Here is a 17,805-nt window from a genome sequence, read left to right as displayed (position 1 = left end):
ACGGGATGTCGGAAAGCTATCTCTGGCAGGACGGAACCCTGCGATCCTGGCTGCTGACGCGCGATCATAAGCGGATCGCCCTGCTCTATCTGGGGTCGATCACTGCCTTCTTTGCGCTGGGAGGGGTCGGTGCGGCGCTGATCCGGCTACAGTTGCTGGAACCGACGGGCGCCATCCTGTCCGACGCGACCTATAACCGGATGTTCACCATGCATGGCGTGGTGATGGTCTGGCTGTTTCTTGTGCCGTCGATTCCGGTGACGCTGGGCAATTTCCTGGTGCCGCTGATGCTGGGCGCCCGTGATCTGGCGTTTCCGCGCCTCAATCTGATCAGTTGGTACCTGTTCGTGGCGTCGGGGCTGCTGGTGCTTTACGGCCTGTTCCGGGGTGGGCTGGAGACCGGCTGGACGTTCTATACCCCGCTTTCGTCGGATTATACCGAGGGCAGGGTGCTGCCGGTGGTGCTGGGGATTTTCCTGAACGGGTTTTCCTCGATTGCGACCGGCGTGAATTTCATCGTCAGCATCCATCAGTTGCGGGCGCCGGGGATGACGTGGTACCGGCTGCCGCTGATGCTGTGGGCGCTGTATGCGACCAGCGTCATCTTCGTGCTGGCCACGCCGGTGCTCGGCATCACGCTGCTTCTGCTCGCGTTCGAGCGCCTGTTCCGGGTGGGGGTGTTCGACCCGACATTGGGTGGGGATCCGCTGCTGTTCCAGCAGATGTTCTGGTTCTACTCCCACCCCGCCGTCTACATCATGATCCTGCCCGGGATGGGGGTGGTCAGCGAGATCGTCAGCACCTTCTGCCGCAAGCCGGTCTTCGGCTATCGCTTCGTGGCGTGGTCATCGGTTTCGATCGCGGCGATCGGCTTCATCGTGTGGGGGCACCACATGTTCGTGGCCGGGGAATCGCTTTACTCGGCGATCGTCTTTTCGATGTTCAGCTTCTTCGTCTCGGTACCGTCGGCCATCAAGGTCTTCAACTGGCTGGGGACGATGCATGGCGGGTCCATCCGGCTGGATGCGCCGATGCTGTATGCGATGGGGTTCATCGGGCTGTTTACCGTGGGGGGGCTGACCGGGCTGTTCCTGGCTTCGCTGGCCGCCGACGTGCATCTGACGCAGACCTATTTCGTGGTCGCGCATTTTCACTACATCATGGTCGGCGGCATGGTGTCGGCCTATTTCGGCGGGCTGCATTACTGGTGGCCCAAGATCACCGGCCGGATGTATCCCGAAATCTGGGGACGGCTGGCGGCTGCCCTGATCTTCTTCGGCTTCAACCTGACCTTCTTTCCGCAATTCATCCTGGGATTCGAAGGCATGCCCCGCCGCTATGCCACCTATCCCGCGCAGTTCCAGATCCTGAACGTGCTCTCCTCGGCAGGGGCGGGGATTCTGGCCGTCGCCTATATTATGCCGCTGGTCTATTTCGGCTGGTCGCTGTTTCGTGGTGCGCGGGCGCCCGACAATCCGTGGGGCGCGACGGGGCTGGAATGGCGGACGTCGTCACCGCCGCCCACCGAGAATTTCGCCGAGACGCCGGTCGTGACGACCGATGTCTATGATTACGGCGACCTGGATGCCCGTACCGGCGTGGCGGATGCGGGAGGGCCGCATCATGTCTGACGGGTCGGTGCTGGACCACCATTCGCCCTACGAGACGCCGGTGCATCGCGACGAGAGCGCGATCGCCGGCATGTGGCTGTTCCTGGCCAGCGAGGCGCTGCTGTTCGGCGGATTGTTCCTGGTCTGTCTGGTCTATTCGCAGACCCGTGCGGGTGGGTGGGGGGAAGGCGTGCGCCATACGAACCTGGTGATCGGAGCAGTCAATACCCTGATCCTGATCACCAGCAGCGCGGTTTATACGATGGCGGTGGAGGCGGGGCAGCGTGGCGACAATCGGCGCGTGGTGCGGGCGGGACTCGGCGCCGCGGTACTGGGGCTGGCGTTTCTTGTTCTGAAAGGCATCGAGTGGGGCGAGGAGTTCCGAGAGAACCTGTTTCCGGGGCCGCATTTTGCTCTTCATGGGCCGGATTCCGGGGCGGCGGCCCTGTTCTACAGCTTCTATTTCCTGGCGACCTTCCTGCATGGCATGCATATGGTCGTCGGGATCGGGTTGATCCTGTGGGTCTGCCGCAAGGCCCGTTACGGGGCGTTCAGTCCGGCGTGGAGCACGCCGGTCGATGTCGTGGGGCTGTATTGGAGCTTCGTCGACCTGATCTGGATGCTGCTGTTTCCGCTGCTCTATCTGATCGGGCGGGTGTGATGGCCCGCATCGCGCTCTGCTGGGGGATGCTGGTCCTGCTGCTGGCGGGGGAACTGGCGGCGACCTGGGCGGGCTTTGGTATCGCCGTCTGTGTGGCGGCGGTGCTGATGGTTCTGGTCATCGTGCTGGGCTTCATGCAGATCCTGCGCGGGCCGCCGCTTGCGATCATCTTCGCGCTCGGGGGGCTGTTCTGGCTGACGATCCTGCTGGCGCTGGGCAGCCTGGACAGTTTTACCCGCACCACCGTTCCGGTGCCCGGAACCGCGCCGTCCGTGCCTGCTCCGATAGTGAGCGGATAGTTTCATCAAAGATACACGAAGGAAACGGGCGGATGCGGGTAGAGAAGGCGCGTCCTTCATCAGGGTGTGCCGCTTGCGATGAACGTGATTCTGAACGATCGACTCGCATCCGCCAGCTATCGGGCTGTCTTTGTTTCGGACGTCCATCTGGGAACGCGCGACTGCCGTGCCGACCTGCTGGCGGAATTCCTGCGTAACATGACCTGCCAGCGCCTGTATCTGGTGGGCGATATCATCGATGGCTGGAAGCTGAAACGGTCATGGTTCTGGAACCGTCATCATGACGATGTGCTGAACCTGATCCTGCGCATGGCGCGCGGCGGGACCGAAATCATCTACATTCCCGGCAATCATGACGAGATGTTCCGGCGCTGGCTGCCGCATGAACTGGAAGTGGCGGGGATCCGCCTGCGGAGCCAGGCCGAGCATGTGACCGCGACCGGACGGAAATTCCTGGTGCTGCATGGGGACGAGTTCGACAGCGTGGTGCGCTATGCCCCCTTCCTGGCGATGCTGGGGGACCGGGCCTATACGCTGGCGCTGGTCGTCAACCGGTGGTTCAACCTGGTGCGGCGCCGGCTGGGCCTGCCTTATCGCTCTCTGTCGCAATGGCTGAAGCGGCAGGTCAAGAGCGCGGTCATGGCCATCGACCGGTTCGAGACCGCCGTGGCGGACGAGGCGCGGCGCCGGGGCATGGACGGGGTGATCTGCGGCCATATCCATCATGCCGTGATCAAGGATCTGGACGGCGTGCTGTACATGAATGACGGCGACTGGGTCGAAAGTTGCAGCGCGCTGGTGGAGCATCATGACGGCAGCATGGCGCTTCTGGACGTGACCGATATGTGCAACCGGTTTGCCGTGGCCGCGCCGCTGGCAGCGCGTTCGTTTGCCGGTGCCTGAGTGACGGTGGACGTGCTTTCCGCCATCGCGCCGCCTGAGGGCACGCCGCATTGCGGCCTCGCGGAGCAGCCCTTGCGTATCCTGATGGTCAGTGATGCCTGGTATCCGCAGGTCAATGGCGTGGTGCGCACCGTCTCCCGCCTGCGGGATGCGCTGGAGGCGATGGGGCATACGGTCGGGATTATCGGCCCGCATCTGTTCCGTACCGTGCCGTGCCCGACCTATCCTGAGATCCGGCTGTGCATCCTGCCCGGCGGCCGGCTGAACCGGCTGATCGAAAAATTCCGGCCCGATGCGATTCATATCGTGACCGAAGGGCCTCTGGGGCTGGCGGCGCGCGGGTGGGCGCTGCGCAACGGGCAGTGTTTTACCTCGTCATTCCATACGCGGTTTCCGGAATATATTCGTGCCCGCACGGGATTTTCGATGGCGCTGTCCTATCGCTTCCTGCGCTGGTTTCATGGCGCGGCGGCGCTGACGCTGGTTCCGACCGCCAGCATGCTTGAGGAATTGCGGGAACGGGGCTTCGCGCATCTGGAATGCTGGACCCGGGGGGTGGATGCCGACCGGTTTCATCCCGATGCCGCCGTGATCGACTGGCATGCAATGTATGATGTGCGGGGCCCGTATCTGCTCTATGTGGGGCGGGTCGCGGTGGAGAAGAATCTGGAGGCATTTCTGTCGCTGGATCTTCCGGGCACCCGGATCGTGGTGGGAGACGGGCCGGACCGGGTGGCCCTGGCCGCGCGCTATCCGGATGTGCTGTTTACCGGCTACCTGACCGGCGCGGATCTGGCGGCGGCTTATGCGGCAAGCGACGTGTTCGTGTTTCCCAGCGTGACCGACACGTTCGGGCTGGTGATTCTGGAGGCGCTGGCCTGCGGCGTGCCGGTGGCGGCCTTCGATGTGACGGGGCCGCGCGATATCCTGCCGCCGGGGGTCTCGGCTGTGGGGGCCATCGGGCCGGACCTGCGGCGCAATATCCTCGCCGCGTTGCGCGGGGATCGGGCCGCCTGCCGGGCCCATGCCGCCCGGTTCAGTTGGGAGGCCTGTGCGCGTATGTTCCTCGATGCCGTCATGCGGGCGCAGCGGGCCGGTCGCACGGCCTGAGCGTTTGGCGGGGATCGTGCGCCGGGCGGCCTATCTGGCTTAGCCCGGCAGCATTGTGACGTCGAACGTGAGGAGAGGGAGTATCCTATCGCGGGGTTTTGCCGGATGCTGAATAATGTCGCGCGTTGAACGGGCGGCCGGGTGAGGCGTTTCTGGTGAAGGGTGATCCAGGCGGGTGGACCGGCGGCTGAAAACATCTTAACGGGGCTGGATGCCGAGGATTGGCCCGGCGCCGTCAGGAAGGAAGAATCGTCATGGAAGGCGCCATTGCCGTCGTCACTGGCCTGTTGGTGGGATTATTCGGCCTGATCCTGACGGCCGTCGCCGCGATCGAGAATCTGGCGCGCGAGATTCTGGCCAGCGTGGGCATAAGGGGCGAGTTGCAGACGGCGCTTCTGATCATCCTGCTGGTTGGTCTGGCGATTAGCGCCTTCCGCCTGTTCGGGGGTGTTTTCGCCGTTCTGATCGGTGTGGTGCTGATGCTGATCCTGCTGCACGCCCTGCTGGTGACAGCGGGCGTGCCGGTGCATTGACGTGTTCGGGCCTTATCTGACCGGTGGACTGAAGGTTCCGGTGCTGTAGACGATGCGACCGCCGACCATGGTGAGCAGGACTTTCGTGTCCGCGATCTGCCCGGCGGGGATGGTGGCGATGTCGCGATCCAGGATGATGAGATCGGCGAATTTTCCGGGTTCGAGCGAGCCGGCGACTGGGTCGGAGCGGAGTTCGTAATTTGCATTCATCGTGATGGCGCGCATTACGCTGGCGCGGGACAGGCCGGGTTCGGTGCCCAGCGGCTTGCTGTATCGGGCGCCGGCGGCGGGCGCGTTGGTGCGGGTGACGCCGACCTTGAGCGCGAACCATTCATCCAGCGGATCGACCGGCCAGTCGCTGCCATAGGCGATGCGGGCGCCGGCCTGTTCGAGTTGCGAGGCGGGTTCGAGAGACCGGGCGCGGGCGGGGCCGATATAGGGCAGCACGCCCTCCGTGGTGTCCGGGGCCTGTTTTTCCCACTGGAAGGACAGGACGGGGATAGTGTTCAGCGCCCGGTGACGCGGCATGTCGGCGGGATCGACCATTTCATCATGGGCGATCGCCGGGCGGAAATCGTTGGCGGGCAGCGCCGTGCGGGTGGCTGCGATCGCATCGAGCGCCAGGCGGACCGCGCCGTCGCCATCGGCATGCATGTGCGGGTCGAATCCGGCCGTGACGAGGGCCTTCAGCAGCGGGCTGAGGGTTTCCAGTGGAAAATAAGGGACGGGGCCACTCGACGGGCCGGGCTGCCAGTCCGGGTGGTCCTTGGTGCCTTTGTTGACCAGATAGGGGGCGAGCAGCAGGCCGGTCTGGGATGGGGCGGTGATCACGCCATCCATGAACAGTTTTACGTTGCGCACGGTAATGGTGGGCGCGGGAGTGAGAGGCCCCTGATCGTAGCGGGCGCGGATCGTGGTCAGGCGCTTGATGTCGCCGGTGATATCCTTGCCCTGAGCGGGTTCGATCAGGGGGGCGAAATGGGCGCGGGCGGTCAGTTTGCCCTGTTTCTGCAGGGCGGTGAACGAGTCCAGATCCTCGGGGAGGGCCCAGGCGTCGAGAAAGCCGGTGATGCCCTGGGCCCGCATGGCCGCGAGGGCCGCCGCCGCCGCCGCGACATTTTCCTGCGCGGTGGGATGCGGCAGGACGGCGAGAATGAGATCCAGCGCCGTGTCCTCGAGGATTCCGGTCGGCTGCCCGTCCGGGCCATGGACGACCTGGCCGCCGGTGGGATTGGGCGTTGCGGCCGTGATACCGGCGCGCTGGAGGGCGGCGCTGTTGGCCAGCAGTGAATGACCGAAGGAGGACAGGACGATGATGGGGCGCGTGCTGTCGATGGAATCGAGCGCGGCTTTGGTCATGCGCAGGCCAGCGGGCTGCATCGCCTCCTGGAACCAGTTGCGGACGACCAGCCAGCCGGACGCCGTGCGATAGGCGGGATTGGCGGCGCAGGCACGGATGCGGGCAGTGAAGGCGTCGGCGGTCAGCGGAAGATAGTCCAGCGAGCAGCCGACCAGGTTCTGGCCGCCGACCAGCGGGTGCATGTGGCCGTCGGTCAGCCCCGGCATGACCATATGGCCCTTGAGGTCGATGGTCCTGGTATGGGCATCGGCGTGGCCGGGCGCATCGCTGTTGGAGCCGGTCCAGATCACGCGGCCATCACGGATGGCCAGGGCCTCGGCCGTGCTGTCCTCATGGTCGATGGTGCGGATCGTGCCGTTGGTCAGCAGGATGTCCGCCGAGGGCGCCGGGGCGGCAATGGCCGCATGGGCGGCGAGGAGACAGGGGATGGACAGCGGAAGAAGCGAGGCGCGGCGCATGGCGATCCGGATGGCTGTTGACGTGATGCGCCACCATGAGGAGCCGGATGTTGCGATGTGTCAATGAGGACGAGGCGCGGGATTGCGTGTTGATTATCGCTGTCGGCGGAAGGCGACGCGGCGTGACAGGCCAGCCGACATCTGGCGCACCGAGGCGACATAGGTGGGCCACGACAGGGTCCTGCGGTTGCGTGCCCAGCCTTGCCATTCCCTGCGACGGGACTTCTCCGGCGGCTGTGCCGGAGGCGCGTCGTGATGACCGTCGGCACAGGCTGGGTGCCTGGCGCCGATCCAGTCACGGACCAGGATATGCCCGATGATGCCGGCCGCGTGTGTCATCGACATTGTCCTCCTGTCCAGGATGTCCGGAATGCAACCCGGACATATCAGCAAAGTTCGGACACAAACACGAGAACTATTCGCCATGATGGCCTCCGTGGCCATCACCGCCGGCGTGGCCGTGGTTGTTTCCGCCAGGAGACCTCGAATGGGGCATGCCGCCGTTCCGATGCTCGCCGCCCCGGTTGCCTCCTGGCGGCGGCCCGCCTCGGCCGCCCCACCCCGCCGCTGGCCCTCCGGGAGATGTTCCCCTGGGGTGGCCATCCGGCCCGGGGCCTGCGCCCCTGAAACCGCCACCCGGTCCGCCGTAACCGCGGCCAGGGCCGCCGCCGTGGAAACCCTGGCCGCCCCGGCTGCCGCCGCCCCAGCGATCGTAACTGGAAAACCAGGGGCGGTTGCGATAATGCGCGCCCCAGTAATCGCCGAAGGCAAAACCGATCAGGGGAAGGCCCATCATGGGGCCATACGCGCTCAGGGGGGCGGGGGAACCGCCATAGAGAAGCTGGACCCGCTCGGCAGGCGCCCAGCCACGATAGGGGCCGCCGGCGACGTCGCACCATCCCCAGCCCGGCTGGCACCCGAAAATTTCGATGGGGGCGCCTGGCGGTAGCTCCCCGACTACCGGGTAGGCCGGGGATGGGCCGGCAAAAATATCGGTGCCATCCATGACCACGCCTGGGGCGGCGAGGGCCGGCCCTGTGAGGCCGATGCCCGCGGCCAGGGCGGACAGGATGATCGTTGCCCTGAGTCTCATCGGTCTCCTGGCTCCGCACGGCGCAGTGGAGCGCATCGGCCGCACCACGGCCATGGATCGTGCGCTGCCGGACTGAGTAGGCTTTCCGGAAAAGGAAAGTCCTTCCGCGATGGCGGCGGGCTATCGCGCGGACTGCGCCATCCTCCCTGCTACCAGGCCTGCCCGAACAGCAGGATGCCAGCATAGAACACCAAAAGGGTGAGGATCCCGCCGACCATGAAGGTCCAGTAACCGATCGAGCGGGGTGGCGTGGCGGAGACGCCGCGTGTGATCGTATGGGCCATGACTGCCTCCTTGTTGCCGAGGGTCGTTTTTACCTGGTCTGCCCAGTGCTGGATCTGGGATCTGCCGCCGCGGGAACAAGGCATGTGACCCGATCACATCCGCACGATCCATCGACATGGATTCTCTTGTCCGGCGCCGGGCAATGCGGGCATGCTGGTGTCTCTCCTCTCTGTAATCAGGATAATGCACATGCGTTTGCGCCTGCTTCTTTCGAGCCTGGCCGTTGTGGCGCTGGTTGGTGCCTCGGCACCGGCTTCCGCCGTCGCGCCGTGTCGGGACGCCAAGGGCAAGTTTACCGCCTGCCCCAAGCCGAAACCTGTCAAATGCCGCGATGAAAAAGGGCGATATGCCAAATGTCCGGCCCAGTCCGCCAGTCCGGGCTGACGGCGTTGCCATCCGGCCTGTGTTCTGGCGAACATCGTTGTTGATTTCATCATATTCTGCATTTCATGCCGGGGAGCGACAGGCTCTCCGGCCGGTCGGGCGGTATTATTTCCGCAGTCTGATTTGCCTGGTGCGGCGTGTCTTCATCGCGGCCACGTTGCGCGGACCTGCGTCGCGATTTCAGTGCGGGCTTTGACGAATCTGATCGCCGATTAGGATTATACCTTTATTGTTGCAGTCTTGTTACCCTAAGATCATTGTCTGGAAACATATTTTGAAATAATAAATGGGCTGTTGGTGCAGGGACACATGCCTATTTGCCGCATCTTGACCTGATGGGCGGCGTGCGGGGGGTCTTTGTACGTGTTGAGGTTGCCGCCTGTTGCAACAGGACAAGATAAACGGTGCCTCCAACTTTCTCTGCCGGCTCAATGGCCTATATGCCCAAGTGACGGAGGGTGTATTGAGCTATGTCATGCTGCGTTTTTACTTGATGTATGGCTGGTATGTGTAGAAAGTGCGGAAACATGATCTGCCGAAGATTGCAGGCAGTCGCCGATATGGAATAAGAAGCCCCGGGTATCGGGTCGGGTAGGCTGGTGGTCGCTATCGTCTCCAAGCAGTCCGGAATGTCCTGCGCGAGGTGATCGCAGGGTGGAGAAGTGATTCATGGGAGAGCCGGCGTTGCAGAGTGGGCCGTCATATCTTTCGTCGGTTCTGAACGCGCTGGCTGATGGCGTGATCATGGTCGACGGCGGTGGCATGGTGGTTTTCGCCAACGACGCGGCTGTAGCGATGTGCGGCGTACAGGCTGCCTCATGGGTCGGGCAGCCCGTGGGCGAGATGTTGCCCGCGCTTGATCTGGCATCTGGTCCGACACCACGTGAATTCTCTCTCTCCCTGCCCGGCTGTCCGGTGCGTTGGCTGGAAGCGGTCGTCGCGTCCGGCGATGCGGCCGGGGGGTCTGCGTGGGTCGTCACGCTGCGTGACGTGACCGAGGCGGTCGGGCGGCGTGAGGCCGGGCAGCTCTGTTCCACCGTTGTCAACCGGACCGGCCGGGGGGTGATGGTCCTCGATGGGCTGGACCGGATCACTTATGTCAATCCGGCTTTTACGCATCTGCTCGGCTATCGTCCGGAGGATGTCCTGTTGCGGGATGTCTCGATTGCCCTGTCGGCAGACGAAGCCGATATGCCGGTCCTGCGCGAGTTCCGGTATAACCTGCGTGCCCGCAGGCCATTCGAGATCGATCTGCGGGCGCGGTCGCGAGCCGGGCGGGAGATCTGGCTCAGCACGGCCGTGAGTCCGGTGCGGGACGATGGTGCGGCCGATGGCGATGTCATCGTTCTCCTGGCGGACGAGACCCAGGCGATGGAATTGCAGGGTCTCCGGCAGGATGTGACGACGGCCCTGAGCGGTGCGACGGACTTTACGGATGTCATGTCGCTGATCTGCAGGCGGGTGGAGGCGATTTCGCCGGATGTCCTGGTGTCGATCCTGCTGGTGACGGACGAGGGAACCGCCTGGATGGCCGGGCGCGGGGCGATGCCGGAAGCGTTTGCCTCGGCCTGCGACGGAATGTCCGTCGGCCCGATGGTGGGGACCTGCGGGGCGGCGATCTATTCAGGCCATGAGATTCTGACACCCGATATCGAAATCGATCCGCGCTGGACGCCCGTATTGCGCGACGCGGTGCGTCCGCTGGGGGTGATCGCCTGCTGGTCGGTGCCCGTGCGCCTGCGTGACGGCACGGTGGCCGGGAGCCTGGCCCTGTATTTCCGCGACCGGCGGGAGCCGACGCTCTGGCAGCGCCGGGTTGTGGATGCCTGCATCCATTTCTGCACGCTGGCGGTCGAGCAGGAACGCGCCCGGGCGCGAATCGCGCAACTGGCGCATTACGATGCGGTGACGGGTCTGCCCAACCGGACGTGGCTGCGTGACCATCTGGCGGGCCTGCAGGACAGGCCGGGCTGGTGTGGCCTGACCCTGATCGCGATCGATCTCGACCAGTTCCGGACGATTCGCGACGGGTTGGGGGGCGCCGGCGCGGACGAACTGCTGGAGAGGGTTGCGCGTCGGTTGAAACGTGCGGTGGGGCGGAACGATACGCTGACCCGTACCGGCGAGGACGAGTTTTCGATCGTGACCGGCTGTGGCCGCACGCCGATGGGACCGGGATGCTGCGTGGATGGGGACGGGTTTCTCGCGGTCGATCATGCGTCGGTGATGGCTGGAGCGATTGTGCGGGCCATGGCGGAGCCCCTGATGATCAATGGCCTGCCTGTCACGTCGAGTGTGAGCATCGGTATCTGCGCCGGCAGCGAGAAGGGGAGGACCGTCGACACGCTGCTGCGCAATACCCGGATCGCCGTTTCGCGCGCGCGGGATGCCGGCGGCAATTGCTACCGATTCTTCAGCCCGGCGATGAACCAGCGGGCGCATGATCGCGTCATTCTCAGCAGCGTGCTGGGGACCGCGTTGTCATCCGAGCGGTTGCGGCTGGTCTATCAGCCCCAGGTTTCGCCTCATACGGGTGCTATTCATGGGGTGGAGGCGCTGGCGCGCTGGCATGACCCGGTGCGCGGCAATATTTCGCCGGTGCGCTTCATCCCGCTGGCCGAGGAAGCCGGCCTGATCGAGGCGTTGGGCGAATGGGCGCTGCGCCAGGCCTGTGGGCAGATGGCGCAATGGATGGCGGACGGGATCGCGATCCCGTCGGTGGCGGTCAATCTGTCCGCGCGGCATTTCCGCGAGGCGGGCCTGCCCGCGATGATCGGCGCCATCCTGGAGGAAACCGGCATTCCGCCCGGCCGCCTGATGGTGGAAATGACCGAAAGCACGATGATTGCCGATCTGGACAGCACGATCGAGGCGGCGCGGGCTATCCGGGCGCTGGGAGTCGGCCTGTCGATGGACGATTTCGGCACGGGATTTTCCACGTTGGCGAATCTGGTCAATCTGCCGCTGAACGAGGTGAAGATCGACCGCAGCTTCGTGGACGGAATGGATCGGGTGCCGGAAAGCCGCCAGATCGTGAATGCCGTTATCGGCATGGGGCGCAATCTGGGTATGTCGATTGTCGCCGAAGGGGTCGAGACGAAAGAGCAGCTGGCACTTCTGGATGAACTGGGATGCCCGGTGGTGCAGGGGTTCCTGATCTCTCATCCGCTGGAGGCGGAGCATCTGCCGGATTGGGTCCGTACGTGGCAGCAATCCTGTGCGACCGGGTTGGTGCGGCTTCCGGCGGCGTAACCGGGCCGCACGGTCGGCATGGCCTCGGGGGCTGTTTCAAAGGGCCCGACGAGCGCGGCCGGATGTCGGCTTTTCATGTCTTGTTTCCTGCGACACCCGTGATGCCTCAAGGACAGCTGCGAAAGTGCCGAACACTGCGTGGCGGCCATCGCATCCTGCTTATCCTCGGCCTGTCTGGAACAGACGCCCATGGAAACGGCGTGGGATGTCATAAAAACTTAATTGCGCTTCCGATCCTGTCCGATTGAAGCCCGCTGGGGCGAAATGTATTGGATGAACGGACCAAGGACGGCATCGGGAATAAATGGATGCAGCAGATGCCGCGATCCCGGGACATGGTTCCGGTGGGACGGAATACAGACACGTTGATCGGTGACCGGCTGTTCGCGGGGCTGGTGCGGCTCTCGGGGTGGTTGATGCTTGCCCTGTTGGGCGGTCTGATCGCGGTACTGGCGTGGGGCGGGCTTTCGGCGTGGTCTTCGTTTGGGCCGGGCTTTGTGTGGAGCACGGCGTGGAACCCGGTGACGCAGCATTTCGGGGCGGCGGCGCCGGTATTCGGCTCGGTGATGACGACGCTGCTGGCGCTGGTATTCGCAGTGCCGCTGGCGTTCGGGATCGCGTTCTGGCTGGTCGAGATGGCGCCCGCGATGGTGGCGGGGCCGATCGGGATGGCGGTGCAGTTGCTGGCGGCGGTGCCGTCGATCATCTTCGGGATGTGGGGCTTCTTCGTGATCGTGCCGGTGATGGCGCATTACGTGCAGCCCTGGGCGCGGGTGCATCTGGGGCACATTCCCGGGGTCGGCATGTTCTTCCAGGGGGCGCCCTACGGCACCGGGATGCTGACGGCGGGGCTGGTGCTGGCGGTGATGGTGACGCCGTTCGTCTGCGCGGTGATGCGCGACGTGTTCGTGGCGATGCCGGCGCAGATCCGCGAGAGCGCCTATGGGCTGGGGGCGACGCGGTGGGAGGTGATGCGCAGCGTGACGCTGCCCTGGTCGCGGCCGGCACTGATCGGCGGGATCATGCTGGGGATGGGGCGGGCGCTGGGCGAGACGATGGCGGTGACGTTCGTGATCGGCAACACCAACCGGATCGGCTGGTCGCTGTTTTCGCCGGGGAACACGATTGCCTCGCTGATCGCGCTGGAATTTCCCGAGAGCCCGGCGGGGAGCCTGAAACTGGCGTCGCTGCTGGCGCTGGGGTTTATCCTGATGGTGATCTCGTTCCTGACGCTGGCCTGCTCGCGGCTGCTGCTGCGCCGGGGAGGGGCCTGAGCGCATGGACGGGACAGGGAGCGCGGTGATGGCGGGTGCGGCGGGTGCGGCCGTGGGGACGGGGTGGAACCGCCCGGGCGGGCTGGCGCTGCGGCGGCGGCTGGTGGACCGGGTGGCGACGGGGCTGAGCATCGCGGCGACGGCGATCGTGCTGCTGGCGCTGGGGTCGATCCTGCTGACGCTGCTGGTGCGGGGGCTGCCGGGCCTGTCATGGGGTACGCTGGTGCATGCGATGGCGCCGCCGGGGAGCAATGGCGGGCTGGCGAACGCGATCGTGGGCAGCCTGGTGCAGACCGGCTTCGCGGCGGCGATCGGCACGCCGGTGGGGCTGCTGACGGGGATCTACCTGTCGGAATATGCGCGCGACGGCCGGGTGGTGGATCTGGTGCGCTTCGTGTCGGACATGATGCTGTCGGCGCCGTCGATCCTGGTGGGGTTGTTCGTGTATATGCTGCTGGTGATGCCGTTCGGGCATTTCTCGGGGCTTTCGGGGGCGATCGCGCTGGCGGTGCTGTTCGTGCCGGTGGTGGTGCGGACGACGGAGGACATGCTGCGGCTGGTGCCGCTGACGATGCGCGAGGCGGCCTATGCGCTGGGGGCGCCGAAATGGCGGGTGGTGTTGCAGGTGTGCCTGCGGGCGGCGCGCGGTGGCGTGCTGACGGGCATCCTGCTGGCGGTGGCGCGGGTGTCGGGCGAGACGGCGCCGCTGCTGTTCACCTCGCTGGGGAACATGAACTGGTCGCTGGACCCCGGGGCGCCGATGGCGAGCCTGCCGGTGGCGATCTATCAATATGCGGGCTCGGCCTATGACGACTGGGTGCAGTTGGCCTGGACGGGGGCGCTGCTGATCACGGCGGGGGTGCTGGCGCTGAACGTGCTGGTGCGGCTGTGGAGCCGGCAGGCCGGTTCCGGGCGCTGACGCTGAACCTGACGGGTTGGGAATACGATTTATGGATGGGACGGTGATGCAGGACGCGGCGTTGGCGGTGCGGGGGCTGGATTTCTGGTATGGGGCGAACCACGCGCTGAAGGGCATCACGATGGATTTCCCGGCGCGGCGGGTGACGGGGATGATCGGGCCGTCGGGCTGCGGGAAATCGACGCTGCTGCGGGTGCTGAACCGGATGTATGACCTCTATCCGGGCCAGCGGGCGACGGGGGAGGTGCTGTTCGACGGGCGGAACATCCTGTCGTCGGACCTCGACCTGAACGTGCTGCGGGCGCGGGTGGGGATGGTGTTCCAGAAGCCGACGCCGTTTCCGATGTCGATCTACGAGAACATCGCGTTCGGGGTGCGGCTGCATGAGCGGCTGTCGCGCGCGGAGATGGACGCGCGAGTGGAGGACGTGCTGCGGCGGGTGGCGCTGTGGGGCGAGGTGAAGGACCGGCTGGGGGCGTCGGCGACGGCGCTGTCGGGCGGGCAGCAGCAGCGGCTGTGCATCGCGCGGACGATCGCGACCCGGCCGGAGGTGATTCTGCTCGACGAGCCGACCAGCGCGCTGGACCCGATCTCGACGGCGCGGATCGAGGAACTGCTCGACGAACTGAAGGGCGAGTTCACGATCGCAATCGTGACGCATAACATGCAGCAGGCGGCGCGCTGCGCGGATCGGGTCGCGTTCTTCTACATGGGCGAACTGGTGGAGGTGGACAGTGCCGACCGCATGTTTACCGCCCCGCGCGAGCGGCGCACCCAGGATTACATCACCGGCCGGTTCGGCTGAGTTCGGCGGGCAGGGGGAAAGGCAGCATGGTGAAGGAACAGGCGCATACCGTCAGCAGCTACGAGCAGGAACTGGACCAGGTCCGGGGCATGCTGGTCCGCATGGGTGGAATCGTCGAAAGCCAGATGGCGATGGCGATGGCCGCGATCGTCGACCGCGACGAGGACGCGGCGATGGAGGCATCGGAGCGCGATCCGCAGGTGGACGAGCTGGAGCGCGAGATCGAGACCTTGTCGATCCGCCTGCTGGCGCTGCGGGCGCCGATGGCGGGCGACCTGCGCGAGATCGTGGCGGCGATGAAGATCTCGGGCGATCTGGAGCGCATTGGCGATTGCGCCGCCAGCATCGCGCGCCGCACCCTGCGGCTGGATGCCGGGGATGCGCGGCTTTCGCCGGGCGGCCTGCGCACCATGGGGCGGCTGGTGCAGGAGAATTTGCGCCGGGCGATCGATGCCATGAGCCAGCAGGACAGTGAGCGCGCGGTCGAGGTCTGGCAGTCGGACGCGGCGGTGGACGAGCTTTATACCGCCATGTTCCGCGAGCTGGTGACCTATATGATGGAGGACCCGCGCACTATTCGGTCCTGCACCCATCTGCTGTTCATCGCCAAGAATCTGGAGCGGATCGGCGATCATGCCACCAATATCGCCGAGCGGGTCTATTTTGCCGCTACGGGGGAGCAACTGCCGGTGGCGAGGCCGCGTGGCCTCCCGGTGGTATGATGGAAGTGAAGTGATGTCGGGTACGATGACGGATACGGGCGAAGGTGCGGGCGGCGGCCGGCGGACATATGTCCTGGTGGTTGAGGATGATGACGCGCTGCTGATGCTGGTGCGGTATAATCTGGAAAAACTGGGATACGAGGTCGGCGTGGCCGAGGACGGCCATCAGGCGCTGGCGCGGGTTGCTGAACGTCGGCCCGACCTGGTGATTCTGGACTGGATGCTGCCCGGCCTGTCGGGGCTGGATGTGTGCCGGCGCCTGCGCGAGCAGGAGGCGACCCGCGCGTTGCCGATCCTGATGCTGACCGCGCGGGCCGGCGAGGCCGACAATATCCGTGGGCTTGATGTCGGTGCCGATGATTATGTCGTCAAGCCCGTCAGCATCGAGGCGTTGCAGGCGCGTATCCGCGCGCTGCTGCGCCGGGCTCCGCCGCTGGAACAGCTTCTGCGTTTTGCCGATGTGACGATGGATACCGTTGCCCATCGGGCCGAGCGCAATGGGCGTGCGCTGGCCCTGGGGCCCACGGAATACCGGATTCTGGAGTTCTTCCTGCGCAATCCGCGCCAGGTCTTCTCGCGCGAGGATCTGTTGCAGCGGGTGTGGGAGCGTGGAGTGCATGTGGAACTGCGGACGGTCGATGTGCATATCCGGCGCTTGCGCCTGATCCTGAACGGGCCAGGAGAGGGCGATATCGTCCGGACCGTCCGGGCCGCGGGCTATGCCCTGGATGACCCGCGCCCCTGATTGCAGGGCCTTCGCGCGCGTCGCGCCGGGAGTTGAACCATGTCCGCAATCGTGGCCGAAAATATCGTGGCGGGCATGAGCGTGCTGGCGGCAGGCGTCATGGGGTGGCGCATGATCGCCAGCCGGCGTGCCGCGACCATGTCGGTGGCCAGGGGGGATTCCGTGCACGCGGCGCCGCCCTCGACCGATGTGCTGTCGCGGATGATCGAGACGCTGGACCTGGTGCCGGCGGCCGTCCTGGTGCTGGATGCCGGGGGGCGAATCCTGCATGCGGGGCCGGGCGCATGGGAATTGTTCGGCGACAGCCTCGGTGCGATCATGCGGCATCCGGCACCGCTTTCTGCCGTGCTGGGATTGCGGGATGGTGACCGGGCCGAAGTGGATATGATGCTGGATGTGCCGATCCGCCGTGCGGTGCGCGGGCAGTTCCGCCGGATCAGCATCGGGGCGGGCCAGTCGGTGGTGCTGGCGACCCTTCAGGACGGAAGCGAGCGCGATGCGCTGGAGCGCATGCGGACCGATTTCGTGGCTTATGCCAGCCACGAACTGCGCACGCCGCTGGCGGCGCTGATGGGGTTTATCGAGACGCTGCGTGGCCCCGCCGCCGACGACCCGCAGGCGCAGCAGCGTTTTCTCGGCGTCATGGCCGGGCAGGCGGCCCGCATGCAGCGCCTGCTGGACCGGCTGCTGATGCTGTCGCGCGTGCAGATGATCGAGCATCGCAAGCCGCGCGGCACGGTCAGCCCAGCCGCGATCGTCGCGCGGGTGCGCGACGAGGCAGCACCCCTGCTGGATGGCGGGCCGGCCAGCCTGGACGTCGATCTGCCCGCCGGCCTGCCGGATTTTGCCGGCGATGCCGACCAGGTGGTGCAGGTGCTGCTGAACCTGATCGAGAATGCGATCAAATATGGATCGGATGAACGCGATCGCGCGGTGACGATCGGCCTGCGCGTGCGCCAGACGGTGCCGGCGGCGCTGATGGGCGTGGTGGGCGCGGGCAAGATCCAGGGGCCGGGCCTGGGGGGCGGGGTTCGGCAGGGGATCGCCTTCACCGTGACCGACAACGGGCCGGGGATCGAGGCGCGCCATCTGCCGCGCCTGACCGAGCGTTTCTACCGCGTGGAGGGCAGTTCGGCCAGGCGGACCGGGACCGGACTGGGGCTGGCGATCGTCAAGCATATCATCGACCGGCATGAGGGACGGCTGACGGTGGAGAGCGAGGTGGGGAAAGGGACGGCCTTTACCGTCTGGTTCCCGTTCGGGGATGGCGTGTCTTCGAAACGTCATGAAACTGTCATAGACACATCATTCCCTCAGCCGGCTGATCCGGGCTAGGAGGGGGACACCCGGGAGAAGCGGGCCGCATCACCTTGTGGCCGTTGCCGGGTTTGT

At 65.7% G+C, this 17,805-nt stretch carries 18 protein-coding genes; 14 read left to right on the top strand and 4 right to left on the bottom strand.

Features of this window, described 5'->3' with window-relative positions; all coding sequences use genetic code 11:
* Positions 1-5: 5 nt before the first annotated feature.
* From ACMAUO_RS13910 to ACMAUO_RS13885, 6 genes are all read left to right on the top strand, one after another.
* The gene (locus ACMAUO_RS13910) at positions 6-1,631 is read left to right on the top strand and encodes a cytochrome c oxidase subunit I (protein WP_420357579.1); all 1,626 of its coding nucleotides are present in this window, start codon (positions 6-8) and stop codon (positions 1,629-1,631) included.
* A complete protein-coding gene (locus ACMAUO_RS13905; RefSeq protein WP_420357578.1) occupies positions 1,624-2,271 on the top strand; it encodes a cytochrome c oxidase subunit 3 in 648 nt (215 codons plus the stop codon). Before ACMAUO_RS13910 ends, ACMAUO_RS13905 begins: the two co-directional genes overlap by 8 nt.
* The gene (locus ACMAUO_RS13900) at positions 2,271-2,570 is read left to right on the top strand and encodes a hypothetical protein (RefSeq protein ID WP_420357577.1); all 300 of its coding nucleotides are present in this window, start codon (positions 2,271-2,273) and stop codon (positions 2,568-2,570) included. The genes ACMAUO_RS13905 and ACMAUO_RS13900 overlap by 1 nt, the downstream gene beginning before the upstream one ends.
* A 78-nt stretch (positions 2,571-2,648) precedes the next feature.
* Complete coding sequence (locus ACMAUO_RS13895) at positions 2,649-3,473, top strand: UDP-2,3-diacylglucosamine diphosphatase (RefSeq protein WP_420357576.1); 825 nt, start codon at positions 2,649-2,651, stop codon at positions 3,471-3,473.
* Positions 3,474-3,545: 72 nt separating this feature from the next.
* The gene (locus tag ACMAUO_RS13890) at positions 3,546-4,583 is read left to right on the top strand and encodes a glycosyltransferase family 4 protein (RefSeq protein ID WP_420358270.1); all 1,038 of its coding nucleotides are present in this window, start codon (positions 3,546-3,548) and stop codon (positions 4,581-4,583) included.
* Positions 4,584-4,837: 254 nt separating this feature from the next.
* Positions 4,838-5,116, top strand: coding sequence for a hypothetical protein (locus ACMAUO_RS13885; protein ID WP_420357575.1), 279 nt, complete (start codon positions 4,838-4,840; stop codon positions 5,114-5,116).
* Between the two features lie 12 nt (positions 5,117-5,128).
* Here ACMAUO_RS13885 and ACMAUO_RS13880 read toward each other — a convergent pair whose 3' ends face one another.
* The 4 genes from ACMAUO_RS13880 to ACMAUO_RS13865 form a co-directional block, all read right to left on the bottom strand.
* The gene (locus ACMAUO_RS13880; protein ID WP_420357574.1) at positions 5,129-6,934 is read right to left on the bottom strand and encodes an amidohydrolase; all 1,806 of its coding nucleotides are present in this window, start codon (positions 6,932-6,934) and stop codon (positions 5,129-5,131) included.
* A 93-nt stretch (positions 6,935-7,027) separates the two neighbouring features.
* Positions 7,028-7,273, bottom strand: a complete 246-nt coding sequence (locus tag ACMAUO_RS13875) for a hypothetical protein (protein WP_420357573.1) — start codon at positions 7,271-7,273, stop codon at positions 7,028-7,030.
* A gap of 76 nt (positions 7,274-7,349) precedes the next feature.
* On the bottom strand, positions 7,350-8,027 hold the full coding sequence (locus tag ACMAUO_RS13870; RefSeq protein ID WP_420357572.1) for an SH3 domain-containing protein: 678 nt from the start codon (positions 8,025-8,027) through the stop codon (positions 7,350-7,352).
* Positions 8,028-8,176: 149 nt separating this feature from the next.
* Positions 8,177-8,311, bottom strand: a complete 135-nt coding sequence (locus tag ACMAUO_RS13865; protein ID WP_420357571.1) for a hypothetical protein — start codon at positions 8,309-8,311, stop codon at positions 8,177-8,179.
* 190 nt (positions 8,312-8,501) lie between these two features.
* Between ACMAUO_RS13865 and ACMAUO_RS13860 the strand changes: the two genes are divergently transcribed.
* The 8 genes from ACMAUO_RS13860 (at position 8,502) to ACMAUO_RS13825 (ending at position 17,748) form a co-directional block, all read left to right on the top strand.
* Positions 8,502-8,696: a hypothetical protein gene (locus ACMAUO_RS13860; RefSeq protein WP_420357570.1), complete on the top strand. Its 195-nt coding sequence runs from the start codon at positions 8,502-8,504 to the stop codon at positions 8,694-8,696.
* A gap of 669 nt (positions 8,697-9,365) precedes the next feature.
* Complete coding sequence (locus tag ACMAUO_RS13855; protein ID WP_420357569.1) at positions 9,366-11,948, top strand: EAL domain-containing protein; 2,583 nt, start codon at positions 9,366-9,368, stop codon at positions 11,946-11,948.
* Between the two features lie 335 nt (positions 11,949-12,283).
* Positions 12,284-13,222, top strand: coding sequence for a phosphate ABC transporter permease subunit PstC (gene pstC, locus ACMAUO_RS13850; protein ID WP_420358269.1), 939 nt, complete (start codon positions 12,284-12,286; stop codon positions 13,220-13,222).
* A 4-nt stretch (positions 13,223-13,226) separates the two neighbouring features.
* Positions 13,227-14,141: a phosphate ABC transporter permease PstA gene (gene pstA, locus ACMAUO_RS13845; protein ID WP_420357568.1), complete on the top strand. Its 915-nt coding sequence runs from the start codon at positions 13,227-13,229 to the stop codon at positions 14,139-14,141.
* Between the two features lie 31 nt (positions 14,142-14,172).
* On the top strand, positions 14,173-14,946 hold the full coding sequence (gene pstB / locus ACMAUO_RS13840; protein WP_420355741.1) for a phosphate ABC transporter ATP-binding protein PstB: 774 nt from the start codon (positions 14,173-14,175) through the stop codon (positions 14,944-14,946).
* Between the two features lie 26 nt (positions 14,947-14,972).
* A complete protein-coding gene (phoU, locus tag ACMAUO_RS13835; protein WP_420357567.1) occupies positions 14,973-15,668 on the top strand; it encodes a phosphate signaling complex protein PhoU in 696 nt (231 codons plus the stop codon).
* Positions 15,669-15,681: 13 nt separating this feature from the next.
* Positions 15,682-16,413: a response regulator gene (locus tag ACMAUO_RS13830; protein ID WP_420357566.1), complete on the top strand. Its 732-nt coding sequence runs from the start codon at positions 15,682-15,684 to the stop codon at positions 16,411-16,413.
* Between the two features lie 39 nt (positions 16,414-16,452).
* Positions 16,453-17,748: an ATP-binding protein gene (locus ACMAUO_RS13825; protein WP_420357565.1), complete on the top strand. Its 1,296-nt coding sequence runs from the start codon at positions 16,453-16,455 to the stop codon at positions 17,746-17,748.
* Positions 17,749-17,805: the final 57 nt, after the last annotated feature.

Source organism: Gluconacetobacter brunescens (genome assembly GCF_048695475.1).
GTDB lineage: Bacteria > Pseudomonadota > Alphaproteobacteria > Acetobacterales > Acetobacteraceae > Gluconacetobacter.
Note: the sequence above shows the minus strand (reverse complement) of the source record. Positions and strands in the feature narration are given on the sequence as shown.